Raw genomic sequence first — 21092 nt, 5'->3', positions numbered from 1 at the left:
GATGTGTTGGGAGTGTATCGTTCAATGCCGCAGCCCGTCAATCGCAGCACTAGGACAGCGCCAAGACACTTGCAGGGTTCGCTCTGATGGGGCAGGTTTCTGCTAGCGCGAACAGCCCGCACAAGCTCGTCCAAGGGAGGAACCAGGGTGAAAGAAAAACTGGCACATCTATATTTCGGGGCAGATCAACGGGCTCACCGCTTTCGACTGGCCTTGTTGGCATTGGATCTGCTGACAATCGCCTTTTTCATCCTGTCATCGCTGCTGGAGCGTGGCCTCGCCACGTATATCATCGACTACAGTATCGCCCTATTCCTGCTTGTGGAGTTTTCCGCCCGGCTTTATATCGCGCGCCGTAAGCTGCGCTTCCTTGTCAGCTTCAGTTCGCTCGCAGACCTGATCGTGATCTTTTCGCTGATTGCCCCGCTCTTCATCGACAACCTTGGCTTCCTGCGCGTGGTGCGCATGCTCCGCCTGATGCGCAGCTACCATATGCTGAAGACCATACGGCAGGAATCCTCCTGGTTCCGGCAGAATGAGCAGGTTATCCTTTCAAGCGTCAACCTTGCCATTTTCGTGTTTGTCATCACTGCCGTTGTGTATGTGCTAGAAGCGGGGCGGAACGCGTCCATCAACAACTATCTGGACGCGCTTTACTATACAGTTGCGACCCTGACGACCACAGGCTTTGGCGACATCACCATGGACGATACACTGGGCCGCATGGTGTCTGTGATCATCATGGTGTTTGGCGTGGCTTTGTTCCTGCGCCTGGTACAAACAATCTTCAGGCCTACAAAGGTGCAATATGCTTGCGAAACCTGCGGTCTGAACCGGCATGACCCGGACGCCGTGCACTGTAAACATTGCGGCACGACAATCAAGATCCCAACCGAAGGTGAATGGACCTGACGTTTACTCGCCTTCCGCCTTGGGCATCCGGCTGGCGGGTACAACAAACTCCAGCCGCAGGCCCGAAGGATCGCGGATCATCATATGCGTGGTGGGCCCCTGCCCCATGAATTCCGGAGCGAACTCTATGGTGACACCCTCTGTCTGCAAAAGCTTCGCATGCAGGGCATGAAGCGCTTCCAGGCTTTCCATGGTCATGGCCATATGATGCAGGCCGACATTTTTCATGCGGTTGAATGGCACGGCTTCCAACGGATTTTCCACCTGCCATAATGTAACAAACGCCTTGCCGTCGGTGACGAATATCGCTGGATAGTCAGGGTCGCCACCGGCCCGGCGCCAACCGAGCGTATCGACGAAAAAGGATGCCGACGCATCAAGTTTTGACACCGCAAGCCCGATATGATTGACCCCCAGGGTCGGCGCCTCGGCGACCACAATTGGGGCAGCGCCTGCCACCAGGAGCCAGATACCGGCCAGATAGTGCGAAATCCGCATTCTCAATTCTCCTCCAGGTCCACGAGCTTGGGATAGTTCACATCAGCTTTCGTTATAAATCCCGGTATGTCGGCTTCCCATTTGGCCTTCACTGACGCGTCATAGTTCAGGTAGAGCTTCCCATCCACGATCCGCCACTGCTCGGGGTCCCCTTTCGCTGTGTACCCACGTGCCATGGCCCAGGCGCAGTATCCACCATACTGCGGCGCATACTTTGTGGGCTCAGCCAGGAACGCATTGAGATGGTCTTCTGATGTGAACCGCCATTCTGCGCCCATATAGTCTGTCTGATATTTCTTGCTGCCTTTTTCCGCCGTGCCGTCCGTAAAATAGGACACCACATCATAGCCGCCCGCGGCCCGGTTATTAAAAATGCCGGTATAGATGGGGTCCTCCCCGGCCCAAGCGGGACGGGCTGTAACGAATATGATCGCGGCCAATAATGGTATAATGCGCTTCATGGTATGCTCCTGTCTGTGCTTTTGTTTGTCTATCAGCGGAGATGCGGAGGCGCACTTCAAGACAGCGTCAACTATTCGTGTAGTAGGCATTGGAGTTCATTCAAATTTTGTTCAGCTGGCTTGTGCAAGGCTTTTATTCATCTAAAGTTACAGGGTAGGAAGCGGGTTAAAGGGGAACCGTATGCTGCGTCGCATCAGTTGGCTCAATCTGGTCGGGCTTATAGCCTTATCCACAACCTTGGCAGCGTGTGGAGGGTCCAGCTCGCCAAGGCTGGTTCCCGTCATTCCGACGATTGTAGAGCCACCCGAACAGCCCCCGCTGGACGGAAACCCCGAAGACTTTAAAACTGAGGAATATGATCGATCCTGGGGACTTGAGGCCATCAACGCAGCCAGCGCCTATGCCAAGGGCTACACCGGCGACGGTGTCACCATCGGGCTGGTGGATTTCAATTTCAATTTCGCCTCAAATGAGGTGAACTTCCACAGTGCCAGCCGCGGCATAGACCCAGACCTACGCGCAATCTACGAAGCCCAGTTTGACAAGCCCGCATCCACTCAACCGCATGGCCAAGCCGTGGCTGTAGTGGCGGCCGGTATCAAGAACGATGCTGACACCCACGGCGTGGCCTATGACGCCGAAGTGATCGCGGTGGACTTTTTCTCGGGCGTTCGCAGCTATCAGGAGAGGTCGAACGGCATTCTCTATACCGTTTCCAACCCTTATCTTTACGCCTATGAAAATGGCGCGAGAGTGATCAACAAATCGCTTGGTTTCGATGAAGATGACGTGGTGAGCAACCTACCGGACGTGGATGAGCGCTATACCCTTGAATTTGAAACCACCGCCATCGAAGCGGGTGCGCTGATTGTCAGTTCCGCTGGCAACAACTATGATCCAGAGCCGTCACTATCAAACCTCAACGCCATTGACCGGCTTGTGGAAAGGGGCATCCTGAACAATGGCAAGGGCGCGCTGATCCTTGCGGGTTCAGTGGATGAAAACCTCGAAATTTCAGACTTCTCTGACCGTGCAGGTGACGGCATTGCCCGCTTTCACTATCTGGTTGCGCCAGGCGAAAAGATCGTTGCACCATGGAATACGGAAGCCAATGGCCCCGGGCTCTATTTTCTAAGCGGTACAAGTTTTTCCGCGCCACACATCACAGGTGCCGCGGCCCTCATCCTTGATCGCTGGCCCAGTCTGACTGGCCGTGAAGTTGCGGACATTCTGTTTGAGACAGCCACCGACCTGGGTGAAGCCGGGGTCGACAATATATACGGCCAAGGGCTTTTGAACCTGGATGCGGCACTTCAGCCTGTGGGGCAAGCCAAGGTTGCTGTCAAGGCAGGTGCGCAACCTGTCGCCGACGCCGCCATCCTGCTGGGCAGTGCTTTCGGTGACGCAGCTGGGCTGCATGCCGGGCTTAAAGACATCATGATCCTTGATAGCTACGGCCGCGATTTCCAGATGGACGCGTCAGGCCTCGTGCAGGCCAGTACCAACAAGCGTCTACTGGAGGGCGCACTGAACCTGCGGCGTGACCAGCAGGCCAGCAGCCTGGGCCTTGGCGGCATGGCGCTGAATTATTCACTGGCACGCGACAGGGACTTTGCGCCCACCTTTGCCCTGACAGGTCAGGCCGAACAGAGCTTCGATCCCACCATCGACGCCAGCTTTGAATTTACAGGCACGCTGGGCAACACGACCTGGGTCATCGGCACAGGTCGCAGCCTTACTGACGCGCTCCGGCGTCAGCCGGTGGATTACCGCACGGGACAAACCCTGTCGGTTACCGATGCAAACAGCAGCCCCTTACCTGGTGGCGGTGGCAGCTACATGGCAGTCGGCCAGCCGGTGGGCAAGAACAGCATGGTATGGGTTGGCTTGTCGCTCGATCAGGATAGCGGCACGGACCGTCATCCGGTCAAGGCCTTCAGAGACGATAGCCGCACACAGTCCGTGGGCGCACGGTTCGAACATTTCACCACCAGCGCGAGCTGGGCGCTTGAAGCCGGGCTATCGCATGAGGACAGCAGCGTGCTCGGCAGTCGGTCAGCAGGCAGCCTGGCACTTGCAGGCGGCGCAGACACCACCTGGCTTGGCGCAAGCGGCACATGGTTTGTCTCGGACCGCATCAGCGCCAGCGTGAGCGGCACCGCGACGATGACCAGAACCAGTGCACATACCGGTAGCCTTTTTGACGATGTTGGCACCATTTTGGGCACCAGCTTCACGGCGCGGCTGACAGCCATGGATGTTATGACAGACACCGACCAGCTGAGCCTGACCCTGCATCAGCCCCTCAGGGTTGAAAGTGCGAACGCGCACCTCACTGTCGGCGACAGGCTGGACATTGATGGCAATGTGCTATTCAAGGAACGGCAGCTATCGCTGACACCCTCATCACGCGAACTGGCGCTTGAACTGGCCTACCGCACGCAATTGGGCGGCTGGTTCCTTGAGGCCAACGCGGGTCAGCGCTTTAATGCAGGCCACGTCGCGGACGTTAGCGACACCCTCCTTCTTATTGGCCTGTCCAAATCATTCTAAGGAAAACATTGTGACCAACCCAACCATCGCCATCGTGCAGGAAGCCCCTGTTTTCCTGAACCTTTCCGCCAGTGTGGAAAAAGCCATCACACATATGGAAGAGGCCGCGAAGGCCAGCGCCAACATCATCGTGTTCCCGGAAACCTGGCTGCCCGGCTACCCAGTGTGGCTTGATTTTGCGCCTGGCGCAGGCCTCTGGGATGACCCGGGCGCCAAGACCCTGTTTCGCCTGCTGGCGGAAAACAGCGTCCAGCTTGGCGACGACCATCTGGCACGCCTGCAGGAAAGCTGCGACCGCTTAGGTACCTACATGGTCATGGGGGCGCATGAGCGGATCGGCAACACGCTTTATAACAGCACGCTCTATTTCATGCCGGGCGCAGGAAACCCAGTGCCGCACCGCAAGCTGATGCCCACCTATACCGAAAAGCTGGTGTGGGGATGGGGAGATGGTTCCACGCTCGCCACCGTCGACACGCCGTGGGGCACCCTTGGCGGGCTGATATGCTGGGAACACTGGATGCCGCTTGCACGCGCTGCCATGCATGCGAAAGGCGAGGCCATCCATATTGCCCAGTGGCCCATGGTGAAGGAAATGAACCATGTGGCCAGCCGCCACTATGCGTTTGAGGGCCGCTGCGCCGTGGCCGCCGCGGGTGCCGTGATCACCAAGGCAGATGTGATGGCGGGGTTTCACTCGCTGGCCGTAAACGCCCCTGAAGCCGAATCTTTGCTGGCCTCCATGCCGGGAGACGATGACACACAAATCCACACCGGCGGCAGCGCGATCATTGCCGCTGATGGCAGCTATATCGCGGATCCGGTTTATGGTCGCACCGGCCTTGTGATGGGGGAAGTTGATATGGCAAAGCAGCTTGAGGAATGCCAGGCACTGGATACAGACGGCCACTATAGCCGCCCTGATGTATTTGAGCTGAAGGTCAACACCCGGGCGATGCCGGGTGTTACATTCGGCGAAGACTAGCCCAGGACCTTTGTGGCTTTCACAAGTTTGAGGCTTTCAGGCGTGATGCCAAGCACATCAGCCAACACCGCATCTGTATCCGCACCCAGGGCTGGCGGGGCCTTGTCATAGCTTATTTCGGTTCCGGAATAATGTATGGGATTAGCCACGGACGGCATGACAGAGCCGTCTTCAGCCTTGAGCGCAAGCGTGATGCCGCGAGCTTCCACCTGCGGGTCATCAAACACGCGTTCCATGGTGTTGATCGGGCCGCCCGGCACATTGTGGGCTTCAAGAAGCGCGATCCATTCGTCTGTCGTTTTGCGGGCAATGGCTTCCGCCACCATCGGGATCAGCACCTCCCGGTTCTCAACCCGTCCGGGATTCGATTTGAAGCGTGGGTCTGCCGCCACCTCGGGCATGCCAGCTGCTTCACAAAAGCGTGCGAACTGGCCGTCGTTGCCCACCGCAAGCATCATATGGCCGTCGGCGGAAGCGAACACCTGATACGGCACAATCGACGGATGCGCGGTCCCAAGCCGCTTGGGCTCCTTGCCTGAGACCAGATAATTCATGCTTTGGTTCGCCAGCACAGCCACCTGCGTGTCCATCAATGCCATATCGATATGCTGGCCTTCGCCTGTCCGCGCCTTATGGTGCAGCGCGCCCAGGATGCCGATGGTGCTATAGAGCCCGGTAAACAGGTCCGTCACCGCCACGCCGACCTTTTGTGGTCCGCCACCGGGCATGCCGTCAGGTTCGCCCGTGATGCTCATAAGGCCGCCGAGCGCCTGGATAAGCGCGTCATAGCCCGGCCGGTCCTTGTAGGGGCCAGTTTGGCCGAAGCCAGTGATCGAGCAATAGATCAAGCCGGGGTTGACTGCCTTGAGGCTATCGTAATCCAGACCATATTTCGCCAGCCCGCCAACCTTGAAATTCTCAACCAAGATATCGGATTTTTCAGCCAGTTTTTTGATCAACGCCTGCCCTTCGGGCTTGGTGAAATCGATAGTGACAGACTTCTTACCCCGGTTGGCGCACATAAAATAGGCCGAGACCGGCTTGTCGCCGTCCTCGAAGAATGGCGGGCCCCAGGTGCGCGTGTCATCGCCCACATCGGGGCGCTCCACTTTGATCACCTCCGCGCCCAGATCGGCCAGACACTGGGTTGCCCAGGGCCCGGCCAGGATGCGGCTGAGATCAAGAACACGGATGCCGGTTAAAGGGCCTGCCATAATCGCTTACTCCGAACTCGGACTTGCTTACATAAAGGCCTGGAGGCCGGTTTGTGCGCGACCCAGGATCAACGTGTGAATGTCATACGTGCCTTCGTAAGTATTCACTGTTTCCAGGTTAACCATGTGGCGGATCACGTGGAACTCGTCAGAGATGCCGTTGCCGCCGTGCATGTCGCGCGCCATGCGGGCGATATCCAGCGCCTTGCCGCAGCTGTTGCGCTTGATGAGCGAGATATTCTCTGGCGCGGACTTGCCTTCATCCAGCAGTCGACCAACGCGCAGGCAGGCTTGCAGGCCAAGCGTGATTTCAGTCATCATATTCGCGAGCTTCTGCTGGACCAGCTGGTTCTGTGCAAGCGGGCGACCGAACTGGGAACGGTCCAGCGTATATTGGCGGGCAGCGTGCCAGCAAAACTCAGCGGCACCAAGCGCACCCCAGGCGATGCCGAAGCGCGCTTTGTTCAGGCACCCGAACGGGCCAGACAGGCCACTTGCATTCGGCAGCAGGTTTTCTTCCGGCACGAACACATTGTCCATCACGATCTCGCCAGTGATGGATGCGCGCAGGCTCATCTTGCCTTCGATCTTCGGCGTGGAGAAGCCTTCCATGCCGCGCTCAAGGATGAAGCCGCGGATCTTGCCATCCAGCTTCGCCCACACAACGGCGATGTCCGCGATCGGGCTGTTAGTGATCCACATTTTGTTGCCGGTCAGCTTGAAGCCGCCGTCCACTTTTTCCGCACGGGATTTCATGCCGCCCGGATCAGAACCATGGTCTGGCTCGGTCAGGCCAAAGCAGCCAACCATCTCACCGCTTGCGAGCTTCGGCAGGTATTTCTTGCGCTGCTCTTCGCTGCCGTAAGCATAGATCGGATGCATCACCAGCGACGACTGCACAGACATGGCAGAGCGGTAGCCGCTGTCCACGCGCTCAACCTCGCGCGCAATCAGGCCATAAGCCACATGGGATACGCCAGCGCCGCCATATTCTTCAGGCAGGGTTGCGCCCAGAAGGCCCATCTCGCCTAGCTCGCTCATGATCTCGCGGTCAAAATGCTCGTGGCGGTTGGCTTCAAGGATGCGGGACATCAACTTGTCCTGGCAGTACGCACGCGCGGCATCGCGCATCATGCGCTCGTCTTCGGTGAGTTGCTCATCCAGGAGCAGCGGATCTTCCCAATTGAATGCTGGCTTTGACATTATTCTTCCCTCAACTACGCCCGCGCGGGCGGGCACTTAATGAATTTAGTGAATGTATATAGTAATTTCTGGCCTCATAAAGTAACATTTCGGACTATTATCATTACAAATAATCATGAATCTGAGCCATGAAACGCAGAATTCCCAGCCTGATCGCCCTTGAATGCTTTGAGCAGGTCATGAAAACCGGCCAGGTCACCCGCGCCGCCGAGGCCCTGAACCTGACGCAAAGCGCGGTCAGCCGCCAGATCGGCAACCTGGAGGAATTCGTACGCCAAAGCCTTTTCAGGCGCGAGCGCAAACGCCTTGTGCCCACGGAAGCGGGCAAACAGTATGCCGCTGCGGTCGCTCCCCTCCTGGCCGGGCTAGAGAATGAGACATTGAAACTTATCACCTGGGGCGCAGATGACCGCGTGCTGACCTTGGGGCTTCTGCCCACATTCGGCTCACGCTGGCTGATCCCGAAGCTGGGCGACTTCACAGCCGCCTACCCTGACATCCAGCTCAACATCGTCACGGGCCTGACGCCAGATGACTTCAAGGCCGCGAACGCGGATGTCGCCGTGCAGTATGGCGACGGCAATTGGCCAGGCATGACCAGCCACAAGGTGGTGAGTGAGGAGATCATCGCTGTCGTCGCCCCTGCCCTGATGAAAGGCAAGGAAGACGCCAACATCAATGACTATGACCGGCTTTTGATGACCACCCGCCCCACCGCCTGGACCGAATGGCTGGAGGGCACGGGCCTGGCGGACAGCGGCGCGCGCGGCGGCGCCCAGTTCGAGAATTTCACCATGATGATCGAGGCCGCGCGGTCCGGCCTGGGGGTGGCCGTGTTGCCGCTGATGTATGTGGCGGATGATCTGGCGACAGGCCGCCTGATTGCCCCGTTTGGCGGGCCAGTGAAAAGCCGGAATGCATACTATTTGGCCTATACCGAAGGGCGAGGCAGCTTGAAGAAGGTAAAAACCTTCACCGATTGGCTTTTAGGCGAAGCTAGCCGTTAGCCGCGAGGATCGCCTTCGCGTCAGCGTGGCCCTGTTCAGCGGCCTGCTGGAAATAGCTGCGCGCTTTCGCAACACTCTGCTTCACGCCCCTGCCGTCACGGTACATCAGCCCCAGCCGATATTGCGCTTCGGCGTTACCGGGTGTCCCCGGCCCTGTGCTGATGGGCATGACATACCCGCCAACATCACCCGCCGGCGGTACCCAGATAAAGGTCTGGCCAATATCCGGCGTGGCTGCCACGCGGTAATAGCGCACCGCCATCTCATAGTCATCATGCCCTTCGAACCACAACCCCAACTGCATGCTGGCACCACGGTTGCCCGCGCAGCTATCGCGCATCAAGCTGGCGACTTTCGGATCATCATGGTCCGCTTTACAGAAAAAGCCACTTCCCGCGCATCCGGAAAGCAGCAGAAACATTGAAACCATCGCCAACCGGCACACAGCAGAGCGCGTCATAACATCCCCAATTGTTTAGGGAAGGATACCAGACAAGCAGGCGCCCCACTAGTTGTGGATTCGGACCGCCGACCAGCTCTCTGCGTCGTCCATATAGGTGACACCTGAAACCTTGCCTTCGGCGTCAATCTGGAAAGTCAGGTGTCCTTCGCCCTCCAGTCGCCCGCGAAAATGAAACCGGGTTTTTGATAGTGGGACAGCGAGACCAGACAGGGCTCCGCCTTCGGTCACGCGCACGCCGCCATCAGCGCGTTCGATCCGCAGGATAATGCCGTCTTCATATCGGTACGCCCCGATATAGTCCTCCAGATGCGCAAGAACTTCCCGGTCAGTCGGCATCAGCTCGGTTGAGATTGTACGCTCAACGAAGCGCTGGTATGCGCATTCAGGCAACGCTTGGGTACTGCCATCCTGCAGGAAACGCACTGAGATTTGCCGCAACTCGGGGTCCGCCTGCATGTCATGCACGCTTGCGCCCTTGTGCGAAAGAGCCCGTATTTTCTCCATCCAGCGACGGAAGGCAGACCGATACAAAAGCAGGCTGTCACGGTTCCCCGCCCGGCCGTGCCCCGGCACAATCACCGTGTGTTCATCTGCGAGCTGAAGCACCTTGTCGATCACCGCAAGCTGCCCTGTTTCACCACCCGCATAAAAGGTGGGATGCCAGTTTGTTGTGAATGTATCCCCCATGAAGATAACATTCTGATCCGGCAAAAAAACAACGATATCGCCTGACGTGTGGGCGGCGATTGCATGAATCTCAATCCGCACACCGCCCAGTGCAAGCGTAAGCGCATCACCCAATCCACTCACCTCATCGCGGCTTGCCATCAGCACCTGATAGTCCATGAGGCGAGCGCCCTGGCGAAGGAAGACGTCATTACCACCTGAATGATCCCGGTGTCCGTGCGTGTTGAATATATGACTTACAGGCTTCTTTGAAAGCCGACGCAGGGCCTGCCCGAGCTGGTCTGCGGCACCGGCTTCCATCGTGTCGATCAAGACAAGGCCGTCCTGCGTTTCAACCACTCCAACGGAGGACCCCAAGTCAGCGCCACCATATAAAATATAGGTGCCGCCAGGCAGCATGCGCACCTCCGGTTGCTCCCTCGGCTCAGCGTTTGTTGAAAAAGCGGAAACTGATAAAAGAAATACTGCAGCAACAACCGCCAAAACAGCATCGGTCATCTGTGCCCCTCCCCCACGATTGGACATTGAATTCAACCGCAGTCATATGGGAAGCAGGCCCGAGGGCACCAGAAAAATGCGACAAAAAGTGCATACAGCGCGACTGAACCGAATACTGCACAAACATACCCCATTACGCCTGACGCCCGGCATTTATGTTTGTGAAGCAAAAATTTTCACTCAGCTTCAAAAAACAGCACTGTTTAAGAAACAGCGCGGCAACGCCGTTTGGTAACAACAAAATCGCCCAGATGCAGGGTAACAACAGCACACCTGTTGTCATCCTTGCGAGTGACCGGGCAAATGGCCTTGCCCCGTCGGCGTTTGCCGTTTTCATCCACCAGCCATACGCGCCAGACATGAGACCCGGTCGGCCCATTATACTCCGTTGGCAAGGACATCTCCCCCGCCGCCAGCTTCGGCAGACACACCAGCATCTTGCTTCCAATCGCAATCTTGACCTGTTCTATTGGGCCGCCTGTCCTGTTGGCCGCTACCAGGATCATATTGACCATTCTGTGCCGTCGCACGACGCCCTCCGTCTAACCGAAATGCTCGCTAACGGGCAGACGCGTCAATTTGGATTTTGTGAACAAGAAAAAGGACCGGAAAAACCGGCCCTTCAATCATTCTGTCATTGCTTGGAAAGCGTTAGTCATAGTCGCCTGTGGCATCACCGCTTGGCTTACTAACATTGAAATCGTCTGCATTCAGGATGACCTTTGCGCTGTGGTCAGCCTTGGTTGCGCCGCTATCGACAGAGCCAGCTTTCTTGTTTCCGTCATCATCCCTGAAAGACACTGTCCAGGCCAAATCGCCGGAAGGGCCGCTATATTGGTTTGGCAGCGAACTTGCGCCTTTGCCGAGGCCGGTCAGATTGTCGATCACTTCTCCGCCCACGGTAACTTTCACTTCAGAAATATTCCCGCCTGTATTGTTCTCTGTAACAACGGTGATGGTGACTGGTGATTTTCCTGACATATCTCCCTCCTGCTCTTGATCAGTCTCGCAAAAAAGACGCCGAAATCAGCCGTTTGTGAAAACCCGGAACAGCCCAAAAGAAAAGGGCCGGAAAACCGGCCCTTCCCAATCTTCTCGTGATACTGGATTACCAGATTTGCACGCGCTCTTCCGGCGGCAGGTAAAGCGCATCGCCTTCCTTCACGTCGAAGGCTTCGTACCATTCATCCATGTTACGCACGATGCCGTTGGTCCGGTATTCAGACGGGCTGTGCGGGTCAGACTTCAGGCGGTTCAGAAGTTCTTCTTCTGCATACTTGCGCTTCCAAACCTGCGCCCAGGCCATGAAGAAGCGCTGGTCGCCGGTCAGGCCGTCAATCACTGGCGCTTCCTTGCCGCCCAAAGACAGCTTGTAGGCCGTGTAAGCCATGCGCAGGCCACCAAGGTCACCAATATTTTCACCCATGGTGAAAGTGCCGTCCACATGGTTGCCAGGTACCGGCTCATACTGGTCATACTGCGCGCCAAGCACGGACGTCAGCTTCTCAAACGCCGCGCGATCCTCGTCGGTCCACCAGTTGCGCTGCACGCCTGTGGCGTCAGATTTGGACCCTTGGTCATCGAAGCCGTGACCCATTTCGTGGCCGATCACTGCACCAATGCCGCCATAGTTGACAGCCGGGTCTGCACCCAGATCAAAGAACGGAGGCTGCAGGATTGCCGCCGGGAATACGATCTCGTTGAACTGCGGGTTATAGTAGGCGTTGACCGTTTGTGGCGTCATAAACCACTCGTCCTTGTCGGTCTTGCGCTTGAAGCGGCCCAGCAGATCTTCATAATTGAAGGCGTCGATCGCTTTGGCGTTGGCGAACAGGTCACCTTCCTTGATGTCGATCTTCGACAGGTCTTTCCATTTGTTCGGGTAACCGATCTTCGGATTGAAGGAGGCAAGCTTGGCATGCGCTTCCTTCTTGGTTTCTTCACCCATCCAGTCAAGGCCGTCGATCCGCTGGCCCATGGCCGTGCGCAGGTTCTCCACCAGCTTGACCATCTCGGCCTTCGCTTCAGGTGGGAAATGACGCTTCACATATACCTGACCAATAGCCTCACCCAGGGCATTCAGGGCGCCGACACGTGCCGTTGCACGCTTCCATCGGTCCTGCTGTTCCTGTTGGCCGCGCAGTGTCTTGCCAAAGAAGTTGAAGTTAGCCGTATCAATTTCCTCGGACAGGATCGCCGCGTGGTTCGAAATGGTATGATAGGTCAGGTAGGCCTTCCAATCAGCCACCGGGATCTCGTTCACCAGCGCGATAGCATCCTTCAGCGGCTGCGGGCCGCTTACGTTCACTTTCGCCAGGCCTTCAATGCCGCCTGCCGCGAAGAAAGCGTCCCAATCGAACCCTGTGTAGTTCGCCTTCAGCTCTTCCATGGTGGTCGGGTTGAAGTTCTTGGTGCGGTCGCGGCGGTCTGCACGTTCCCACTGTTTCTCAGCCAGCCTGGTCTCAAGTGCCAGAATGGTTTCTGCCTGTGCAGCTGCGTCTTCCGCACTTACGCCCGCGAAGCCGAGCATCTCTGCGATGTGGGCTTTATAGGCGTCACGGATGCCCTGGAAGCGTTCACTGTCGTCCAGATAATAGTCGCGGTCCGGCAGGCCAAGGCCGCCAAGGCCGAGGTTCAGGATATAATAGTCCGGGTTTTCGCGATCGATGCCAAGGCCGCCGGATACTGGCGAAATCATGCTGTCCATGCCTTCACGACCGAACATGCGGGTCAGTCCCGTCACGTCTTCGACAGCCGCGATTTCATCCAACAGCGGACGCAGGGGCTCAATGCCACGCGCATTGATCGCTTCCACATCCATGTAGCTGTTGTAATAGTCGCCGATCTTCTGTTCGACGGACCCTTGCGGGAAATCACCCGCGGTCACTTCGTCGATGATGGCTTTGGTCCGGTCGCGGGACCGTTCGGCCAACACAGTGAAGGCGCCATAGTTGGTGCGGTCAGCCGGCAACTCAAACGTGTCGAGCCAGGTCCCGTTCATATATTCGAAGAAGTTGTCGCCCGGCTTGACGCTGGTTTTCTGTGCGGTCAGGTCAACACCGAAGCTGCCTAGTTCAGGCGTCACGTCTGCTTTAGCAACGACCTGCTCGTTCGCCGGTGCGTCATTCGATTGTTCGCTGTTGCCGCACGCCGCAAGCAACAGAGCCGTCGCCGCAACGGACGACTTGAGTACTGCTTTAATCATTGATCCCCTCCAGGAGCTGTAACGAGATATTCTTATTTTCCTAAGGCCCTGCACCACCCAGCCGCAGGGCCCACCCGCGACATAAAACAGGGCAGCCCGGGCGCAGTCAACCAATGAAATGGTTTTGACTGACCACAGGCTGCCCTGAACGATTTTTTTAAACGAAAGATGTAGTCTTGCGCCTTATTCGCCCTGATAGATGGTGCGACAAGGATAGGGGATCGAGACACCATCAGCGTCGAACCGCTCCTTGACGGTTTTCAGAAGATGCCAGTTCAGCGCCCAATAGTCCCCAGACGCACACCACACCCGCACCATGATATCCACGGAGCTCTCGCCAAGAGACGTCACTGCGATCACCGGCTCTGGGTCTTTCATGCAGCGCTCGTCTGCCTCGATACAGCTTTTGATAATAGCCATCGCCTTGTCTATATCGTCGCCATAGCCGATGCCGTAAACGATTTGAAGGCGGCGCGTATCATGATGGTTGAAGTTGCGGATGGAGCTGCCCCATACCGAATTGTTGGGGATGGTGATGCGCACATTGTCACCGGTATCCAGCTTGGTCAGGAACAGGGAAATACCCTTTACCGTGCCAGCATGACCGCCCACCTCCACAAATTGCCCCACTTTGAAAGGCCGGAAAATCAGCAGCATCACACCCGCCGCCAGGTTCGAAAGCGTGCCCTGCAGCGCGAGACCGATCGCAAGACCCGCAGCACCAAGCACGGCCACAAGCGATGTGGTTTCGATACCAAATTGGTCCAGAAGCGCGATACCCGTGAATATAATCACAACATATTTCGCAAGGCTCGCCAGGAAGGTCGAAACAGTTGCATCAATCTTGTCACTTCGCTTGAACATGGCGTTCAGGCGCCGCTCCACCACGCCGGCCAGCCAAAGACCGATAATCAGTACCAGGATGGCAGCGATAATCGTAAGGCCCATGTCCGTGGCCTGCGCCACCAGCTTGTCGGTATCAAGCTCGTCAGTATTGAAAAATTCCATAGTATCCGTCCTCCAGGATCCCCAATTGAACGCAGTATGCCTTTTTGGCGCGGCAGCGACAAGAGCAGTTGAATGCAAAAAGCTTCACCCTAGGTCATGTCTAACGGACAAAATAAAAACCATGGGCAAAAGAGCATCACATGACACAGTGCACCGATTTTCTGGTCGCCAAAGCGGACCTCCACAAGACCGAGTTCAGAAGCCACGACCTGCCTGATTTGAAGGATGGCGAAGTGCTGCTGAAGCTGGACCGGTTCGCCTTCACAGCTAACAATGTGACATACGCTGCCTTCGGTGACGTGATGAAATACTGGCAATTTTTCCCGGCCGAAAATGGCTGGGGCCGTATCCCGGTTTGGGGCTTTGCAGATGTGGAAGCCAGCAACCATCCTGGCGTGAAAGTAGGCGAACGCTTCTACGGATACTACCCGATGTCCACGCATCTGGTAGTGAGGCCCGCAAAAGTCACCCCCGGCGGTTTCCTGGACGGCAGCCCGCACAGGGCAGAGCTCGCAATCGTCTATAACCAGTATGTCAATGCCGCCACTGATCCGGGCTATGTAGAAAGCATGGAAGACCTGCAGATGATCTTCCGCCCCCTGTTCATGACCAGCTTTCTGATCGATGATTTCATGGCAGACAATGATTTTTTCGGTGCCACGCAGGTTGTGCTTTCAAGCGCCTCCTCAAAAACGGCATTCGGCGCAGCCTTCCAATTGGCCAAACGGGACGGCACCCATGTGATCGGGCTCACGTCCCCCGGCAACATTGGCTTCGTTGAAAGCCTTGGCTGTTACGACAAGGCCGTGGCATACGGCGACGTAGCCAGCCTGGATGCGTCAAAGAAGACCATCTATATTGATATGGCCGGTAGCGGCCAGGTGCGGACCGATGTGCATACGCATTTCGGCGACAATCTGGTCTATAGCTGTGCGGTTGGCGCGTCCCACTGGGATGAGATGGGCGACAATTCGAACCTGCCCGGTGCCAAGCCAACCATGTTTTTTGCCCCGTCCCAGGGCCAGAAACGGCTGGCAGACTGGGGCCCTGAAGGATTCCAGAAAAATACGGCTGAAGCCTGGCTCAGCTTCATCAAACCTGCCGCCAGCTGGATTGAGATTGAGCGCCACAAAGGCCCCAGCCTGATGCTGAGCATCTATTCAGACATGGTCGATGGCCGCGTAGACCCAAAGGCCGGGCAGATACTGAGCTTCTAGGTCGCACTAGTGCAGTGCCTGCGGCAGCGTCCAGCCCTTAACGATGCCGCCGGCGCGCATCAGGAAAGCCCCAAGCATGGCAAGCCATAACGCGATGGGTCCCGCAACACCGACATAGACCAGCAAGCAGAAAGCCCCGGCACCAAAGAAGGCGGCCGTGGCGTAAATCTCGCCTCTTTTCATCACGAACGGGATTTCGTTGCAGATGACATCACGGATGATACCGCCCGCAACGCCGGTCACAACACCCATCATGGTTGCCACAAGCATGCTGCCTGAGACGTCTAGTGCTTTTTCCGCACCCACCACGCAAAAGAGCGACAGACCGATCGCATCCGCCCAGGCAAGCCACTTCAAGCGCTTGCCATCCAGGTAGCGTGCCCCCAGAAAAGTCAGGAAAGCTGCGCCAAGTGCGATCCAGATGGTCTGCGTGCCTTCGATCCAGAAAACTGGCTGGTCCAGCATCAGGTCGCGAAGGGTTCCGCCGCCAACAGCTGGCATCAGCGCAAGCACAATAATCCCGAACAGGTCCATACCGTTTCTGACCGCCGCCAGTGCACCGGAAACAGCGAACACGAAGATGCCCGCGATATCGAAGATGGTCAGTAAATTTTCCATGGCCCTGTCCCTTGGTAGCCTTGGCTGCTCGCCTGTTTATCTGCTTGCCGCATAAAGGGCATCAAGATCAAGGTGCTTTTCAAGGGCTTCAGCCAGATCATCCAGCGTTTGGTCTACCCTTTGGCTATGATCCTGTAATGTTTCCCCTGCTTTCCCACAGCGACTGAGAAAGGCCTGCCTAAAGGCTGCTTTCTCAAAAAGACCGTGCACATATGTTCCCATCACACGACCATCTTTAGACATAACACCTAAGCTTGCCCCTCCAGAAAGAATGAAGGGGCTACCAGAGCCCATGCTAATGGTATCGCCTGTATGGATTTCGTATCCGACAAGGTCCACACCAAGCACCGGCGCGTGTGCCATCACCTCACGCACTTCCTTGTTCTTCTGCAGGATGGTCTCAACATTCAACAGGCCAAGTCCCTCTTCTTCACCGGTTGCACCTTCCACGCCGTTCGGGTCAGACACCCTAATGCCCAGCATCTGATAGCCGCCGCAAATGCCCAGCACGCGTCCACCGGTTCGCACATGGGCCTTGATGTCCAGATCCCAGCCTTCGGCCTTGAGAAACCTGAGGTCAGCGATGGTCGCTTTGGTTCCAGGCAACACAATTAGGTCCCCGTCACGCGGCAACGGTGTGCCTGGACGTATGAAAATCACCTCCACACCCGGCTCCGCTCGCAAGGGGTCCAGATCATCAAAATTGGCAATACGCGGCAGCATGGGCACGACGATGCGCAGATGGCCCTTGCGTTTTTCACTCGCCCCCTCAAGCACCACAGCATCCTCCGCCGGAAGGTCGCGCACGCAGCGCAGGAAAGGCACAACGCCAAAGTCCTGCCAGCCTGTAACTTCCGTGATCGTTTTGAGGCCGCCATCAAACAGGCGTACATCGCCCCGGAACTGGTTGATGATCACACCCTTGATCAGGGCGCGTTCCTCAGGCGGCAGCAGGGCATACGTGCCCACAACGGCGGCGATAACACCACCCCGGTTAATGTCCCCCACCAGCGCCACGGGGGTTTGGGTCGGCAGTGCGAAGCCCATATTGGCAATATCCGTGGCCCGCAGGTTCACTTCCGCCGGGCTCCCGGCACCTTCCACCAGCACAAGATCGGCTTCCGCCTTCAGGCGCTCATAGCTCTCAATCACGCGCGCGAACAGGTCCTGCTTGCATTCCTGATAGGTATGAGCCTCAGCCCTGCCGTAAACCTGACCCTGCAGCACAATCTGCGCACCTGTATCGCTTTCGGGCTTCAGAAGAACCGGGTTCATATGAACGCTTGGAGGAACGCGCGCGGCGCGGGCCTGCAGCCACTGGGCGCGGCCGATCTCGCCACCCTCTTTGGCGACGGCGGCATTGTTCGACATATTCTGCGGCTTGAAGGGCCGGACTTTCAGTCCACGATTGTGGAAGGCGCGGCACAGCCCCGCCACCAACACGGACTTGCCAACGTCAGAGCCCGTGCCCTGCAGCATGAGCGAGCGGGCCACGGCCTATCCCCCGTTTGCGGCGTGGGGCGCCAAAAACTGCTCCCCGCCCTCGGTCCATCGGGCGACCTTCACCTGGAAAGCGGTCTCGAGGTTCGCGTCGGTCAGCACTTCAGCGGGGCTACCAGACGCCAGAACGCCGCCTTGGTGCAAGAGCACCAGGCGGTCGCAGTAACGCAGGGCGAAGCTAAGATCATGCAGCACCACCAGCACACCGGCGCCACAAGCAGCCTGGCCACGCATGATATCCATCACCTGCAGCTGATGTAGCGGATCAAGCGATGATGTTGGTTCATCCGCCAGCATGAAGGGGGCACCCACCGCCATGGTGCGCGCCAAAAGCACACGCGAGCGTTCCCCGCCAGACAAAGTCGTCACAAGGCGGTCGCGCAGGTGCCAGCAATCGGTCTCCTGCATCACACACCGAATCATGGCCTGATCAGCGTCCGTCACATCCTGCCAGGGTGTCAGGTGTGGTGTGCGACCAAGCCCCACCAGGCGTTCCGCCGTTAGCGGCCAGTGGACCGGAGCGCCCTGTGGCACATAGGAAAGCTTCTTGGCGCGTTCGCGAGGACTGAGGTCCACCACATCCTGTTCGCCAACTCGGATGTCGCCCGCCTCAGGCGCCACGATGCCCAGCACCGCCTTGAGCGCCGTGCTTTTTCCCGCCCCATTGGCGCCGATCAGCCCAACCACATGGCCGGGCTCAACATCGAAAGACACGTCGCTGAGGATACGGTTGCCGCCCAGTGTGACGGAGAGGCCCGAGACATGCAGCCCGTTCATCGCATGCTCTCCCGCGTCTTGAACACGATATAGAGGAACACAGGCGCACCGATAATGGCCATCACCACCCCCAGGCGCAATTGGCCGTGGCCAATAGGCAGGCGTGTGAGGATATCAGCCAGCATCATCAGGATTGCACCCAGCAGGGCACTGGGCAACAACAAGCGGCGCGGCTCATAGCCGATTACTGCCCGCACCATATGCGGCACCACAAGCCCGACAAACCCGACCGCACCACATACAGATACCGTCGCCCCAACCGAGAGCGCAGTCCCAAGCACAACGCGCCAGCGCAAACGCTTCAAGTCAATCCCCAACGTGTGTGCCGCGTCTTCACCAAGGCTAAGGGCATTCAGGCCCTGCCCCACGCCCATCATCACAATCCAACCGGCCACGATGAAAGGCCCCGCCAGCGTCAGGTCATCAAAGGTGCGGTTCTCAAGCGAGCCCAGCATCCACATCACCATTTCCTGCACGGTCACCGGGTTGGATGTAAAATTCATAACAAGCGCGATCGCCGCCGTCGCGAGGCTCGAAATCCCGATGCCCGCGAGGATCAGCGTCAGCACGCTGGCGTCCCTTGATGCCAGCAGCATCAGGATGGCGGTAGAAGCAAAAGCCCCCACCATGGCCATCACAGGAATAGCGACCGGCGTCAGGGCCGCGAGCCCCATATAGATCGCAATCACGGCACCGAGACTCGCGCTTGCCGACACGCCAATCACGCCCGGGTCCGCCAACGGGTTCCTGAGCAGGCCTTGAAGCGCCGCCCCCGAATAGCCGAGCGATGCACCGGCCAGGATCGCCAGAAGCACCCGCGGCAGCCTGAGTTCGCGCACGATGATGGCCTCAGGGCTATCGGCTGGCCCGAACACGGCCGTCCCCACTTGCACCAAATCCAGATCAACTTGCCCGAACATTCCTGACATCAACGCGACGATCAGGATAATCGCCACGAGCGCCACATTGAGCGGCGTTCCATTCTGCCCAAGTGCCCTGATCATCGGCGGCCCTCCAGCGCTTTGGAGGCGGTCGCCACTGTTGTGGGCACAAGGCCCATACGCCTGATTTCCGCACGAATATATTCAGCGGCATCCACCATGAAGGCGCCCCCACAGGACATCATCCCACTGGGCACCATGATGGAGGGGACATCGGCTACAAGGTCGCGGAACACTGTGTGGCGCCCACCGCTCCAGTTCGAGACATGCACAGCCCCTTCTTCAAAGAAACTGCCGATCACAACATCAGGCGGCGTTATCACCAACTGCTCTAGCGGCAGAGGACCCCACCCATTGAGGCCGAGATCCTCTGCAATAGGGTCGAGCCCTGCCAGGCGGATCACATCATCCACCGAACTACCGCGACCTGCAGTGAAGCCGCTGGGCGTCATGTAGACAGCCTTCAGGGGGATCGGCGCTGCCTGCTGCAGCGCCCGGTAGCGGGCCATATAGTCCGCCATGAAGGCCTCGCCCTCGGCCTCATGCCCAAGAAGGGCCGCCACATCGGCGAAATTCTTCAGATTGGCCTCAAAACTGAGCGCATAAGGTGGCTGATAGGCCGTAATGCCGACCCGGTCAAAACGCTGGTCCATGGCGGCACTTCCGCTCCAGCTGCGCACCAGAACATCTGGCCTCAGCATCAGCAATTCTTCCGCACCGCCCTGAAGGACAGGCAGACCGACTGCGCGATTTCGGTAATAGGAACTGGGACCCTGCGCATCACGGGACACGGCGACAATGTCAGACCGGTTCGCAAAGGCCAGGACATATTGGTCGGCGCAGAAGTCCAGCCCCGCCACAGTCGGCCCCGCAGAGACGCGCGTTGGAAGCAACAGCGCGAAGCATGCTGCGATCAACCAGTTTTTCAAATGCAGGGCAAACGGCATGCCCGCTCCCGTTGTCTTTGGTTGCACAAAACCACTGAAGGGGAGCTTGCCTTATCAAGACAGGGACAATCTCCGCGCGTTTCAGCGGGATTGTCGCCATTGCGGGAGAACCGCTCTGATCAGCTAGCCCGGCTGACAGATGGGCGACGCGGTGGCAGGTCTCCTGGCTTTTGGATCATCCGCGGTTTCACCCTTCCCAGACCTTACAACGGTCCAGTGGGCCTTATTGAAACGCGTCCCCAATCACAGTTGCGGGTACAGCCACGGCATATGGTTGACAGGTCAACCTCCGTGTTCCCTCTTAGCTGCCCAACGCCTCAGACGCCGGGCCAGCACCACCTGTTCCCGCTATACTGCATGGCACGCCCCCGGGCAAGGCGCTTGTTGCCCGGGGGCG

The 21092-nt window shown here is 57.8% G+C and carries 20 protein-coding genes and 1 riboswitch; of the genes, 5 read left to right on the top strand and 15 right to left on the bottom strand.

What is annotated here, in order from left to right; translation table 11 throughout:
* Positions 1-213: 213 nt before the first annotated feature.
* A complete protein-coding gene (locus KORM41_RS10055; RefSeq protein ID WP_231727088.1) occupies positions 214-912 on the top strand; it encodes a potassium channel family protein in 699 nt (232 codons plus the stop codon).
* 3 nt (positions 913-915) lie between these two features.
* Here the strand turns inward: KORM41_RS10055 and KORM41_RS10050 are convergent, their stop codons facing one another.
* Together KORM41_RS10050 and KORM41_RS10045 are read right to left on the bottom strand one after the other, a co-directional pair.
* A complete protein-coding gene (locus tag KORM41_RS10050; protein WP_082719682.1) occupies positions 916-1410 on the bottom strand; it encodes a VOC family protein in 495 nt (164 codons plus the stop codon).
* Between the two features lie 2 nt (positions 1411-1412).
* Entirely contained in the window at positions 1413-1871 is a 459-nt protein-coding gene (locus KORM41_RS10045) for a YHS domain-containing (seleno)protein (RefSeq protein WP_068143986.1), read from the bottom strand.
* Between the two features lie 181 nt (positions 1872-2052).
* On the opposite strand from KORM41_RS10045, the gene KORM41_RS10040 reads away from it, so the two are divergent.
* Positions 2053-4425: a S8 family peptidase gene (locus KORM41_RS10040; RefSeq protein ID WP_068143985.1), complete on the top strand. Its 2373-nt coding sequence runs from the start codon at positions 2053-2055 to the stop codon at positions 4423-4425.
* Positions 4426-4435: 10 nt separating this feature from the next.
* On the top strand, positions 4436-5410 hold the full coding sequence (locus KORM41_RS10035; protein WP_068143984.1) for a carbon-nitrogen hydrolase family protein: 975 nt from the start codon (positions 4436-4438) through the stop codon (positions 5408-5410).
* Here the strand turns inward: KORM41_RS10035 and KORM41_RS10030 are convergent.
* A complete protein-coding gene (locus KORM41_RS10030) occupies positions 5407-6624 on the bottom strand; it encodes a CaiB/BaiF CoA transferase family protein (RefSeq protein WP_068143982.1) in 1218 nt (405 codons plus the stop codon). The two genes, KORM41_RS10035 and KORM41_RS10030, sit on opposite strands and share 4 nt — an antisense overlap.
* A 27-nt stretch (positions 6625-6651) precedes the next feature.
* Positions 6652-7827, bottom strand: coding sequence for an acyl-CoA dehydrogenase (locus KORM41_RS10025; protein ID WP_068143980.1), 1176 nt, complete (start codon positions 7825-7827; stop codon positions 6652-6654).
* A 128-nt stretch (positions 7828-7955) separates the two neighbouring features.
* Between KORM41_RS10025 and KORM41_RS10020 the strand changes: the two genes are divergently transcribed.
* Entirely contained in the window at positions 7956-8834 is an 879-nt protein-coding gene (locus KORM41_RS10020; RefSeq protein WP_068143978.1) for a LysR substrate-binding domain-containing protein, read from the top strand.
* Here the strand turns inward: KORM41_RS10020 and KORM41_RS22370 are convergent.
* The 6 genes from KORM41_RS22370 to KORM41_RS09990 all read right to left on the bottom strand — a co-directional run bounded on the left by KORM41_RS22370 (position 8824) and on the right by KORM41_RS09990 (position 14695).
* Entirely contained in the window at positions 8824-9294 is a 471-nt protein-coding gene (locus KORM41_RS22370; RefSeq protein ID WP_068143976.1) for a tetratricopeptide repeat protein, read from the bottom strand. The two genes, KORM41_RS10020 and KORM41_RS22370, sit on opposite strands and share 11 nt — an antisense overlap.
* A 48-nt stretch (positions 9295-9342) precedes the next feature.
* A complete protein-coding gene (locus KORM41_RS10010; RefSeq protein WP_068143973.1) occupies positions 9343-10482 on the bottom strand; it encodes an MBL fold metallo-hydrolase in 1140 nt (379 codons plus the stop codon).
* 203 nt (positions 10483-10685) lie between these two features.
* Complete coding sequence (locus KORM41_RS10005; protein ID WP_156431860.1) at positions 10686-11012, bottom strand: SH3 domain-containing protein; 327 nt, start codon at positions 11010-11012, stop codon at positions 10686-10688.
* A gap of 121 nt (positions 11013-11133) precedes the next feature.
* Positions 11134-11463 carry a hypothetical protein gene (locus KORM41_RS10000; protein WP_068143969.1) on the bottom strand — a complete coding sequence of 110 codons (330 nt, stop codon included), beginning with the start codon at positions 11461-11463 and terminating at the stop codon, positions 11134-11136.
* A gap of 127 nt (positions 11464-11590) precedes the next feature.
* Positions 11591-13687, bottom strand: coding sequence for a M13 family metallopeptidase (locus KORM41_RS09995; RefSeq protein ID WP_068143967.1), 2097 nt, complete (start codon positions 13685-13687; stop codon positions 11591-11593).
* Positions 13688-13870: 183 nt separating this feature from the next.
* Positions 13871-14695 carry a mechanosensitive ion channel family protein gene (locus KORM41_RS09990; protein ID WP_082719680.1) on the bottom strand — a complete coding sequence of 275 codons (825 nt, stop codon included), beginning with the start codon at positions 14693-14695 and terminating at the stop codon, positions 13871-13873.
* Positions 14696-14835: 140 nt separating this feature from the next.
* Here KORM41_RS09990 and KORM41_RS09985 point away from each other — a divergent pair, with 140 nt between their 5' ends.
* A complete protein-coding gene (locus KORM41_RS09985; RefSeq protein WP_068143964.1) occupies positions 14836-15912 on the top strand; it encodes a DUF2855 family protein in 1077 nt (358 codons plus the stop codon).
* 6 nt (positions 15913-15918) lie between these two features.
* Here KORM41_RS09985 and KORM41_RS09980 read toward each other — a convergent pair whose 3' ends face one another.
* Genes KORM41_RS09980 through KORM41_RS09960 form a run of 5 tightly spaced genes read right to left on the bottom strand, consistent with a single transcriptional unit; the run spans position 15919 to position 20695 of the window.
* Positions 15919-16530 carry a trimeric intracellular cation channel family protein gene (locus KORM41_RS09980; protein ID WP_068143962.1) on the bottom strand — a complete coding sequence of 204 codons (612 nt, stop codon included), beginning with the start codon at positions 16528-16530 and terminating at the stop codon, positions 15919-15921.
* Positions 16531-16566: 36 nt separating this feature from the next.
* On the bottom strand, positions 16567-18024 hold the full coding sequence (locus tag KORM41_RS09975) for a cobyric acid synthase (RefSeq protein ID WP_068143960.1): 1458 nt from the start codon (positions 18022-18024) through the stop codon (positions 16567-16569).
* Positions 18025-18027: 3 nt separating this feature from the next.
* Positions 18028-18807 carry an ABC transporter ATP-binding protein gene (locus KORM41_RS09970; protein WP_068143957.1) on the bottom strand — a complete coding sequence of 260 codons (780 nt, stop codon included), beginning with the start codon at positions 18805-18807 and terminating at the stop codon, positions 18028-18030.
* Positions 18804-19811: a FecCD family ABC transporter permease gene (locus KORM41_RS09965; RefSeq protein WP_068143955.1), complete on the bottom strand. Its 1008-nt coding sequence runs from the start codon at positions 19809-19811 to the stop codon at positions 18804-18806. The genes KORM41_RS09970 and KORM41_RS09965 overlap by 4 nt, the downstream gene beginning before the upstream one ends.
* Positions 19808-20695 carry an ABC transporter substrate-binding protein gene (locus KORM41_RS09960; RefSeq protein ID WP_068143953.1) on the bottom strand — a complete coding sequence of 296 codons (888 nt, stop codon included), beginning with the start codon at positions 20693-20695 and terminating at the stop codon, positions 19808-19810. Before KORM41_RS09960 ends, KORM41_RS09965 begins: the two co-directional genes overlap by 4 nt.
* A gap of 136 nt (positions 20696-20831) precedes the next feature.
* Positions 20832-21050: riboswitch (cobalamin riboswitch) on the bottom strand.
* Positions 21051-21092: the final 42 nt, after the last annotated feature.

The sequence above is a fragment of the Kordiimonas lipolytica genome (genome assembly GCF_001550065.1).
The sequence above is the reverse complement of the archived record's forward strand: the minus strand, read 5'-3'. Positions and strand labels throughout refer to the sequence as shown.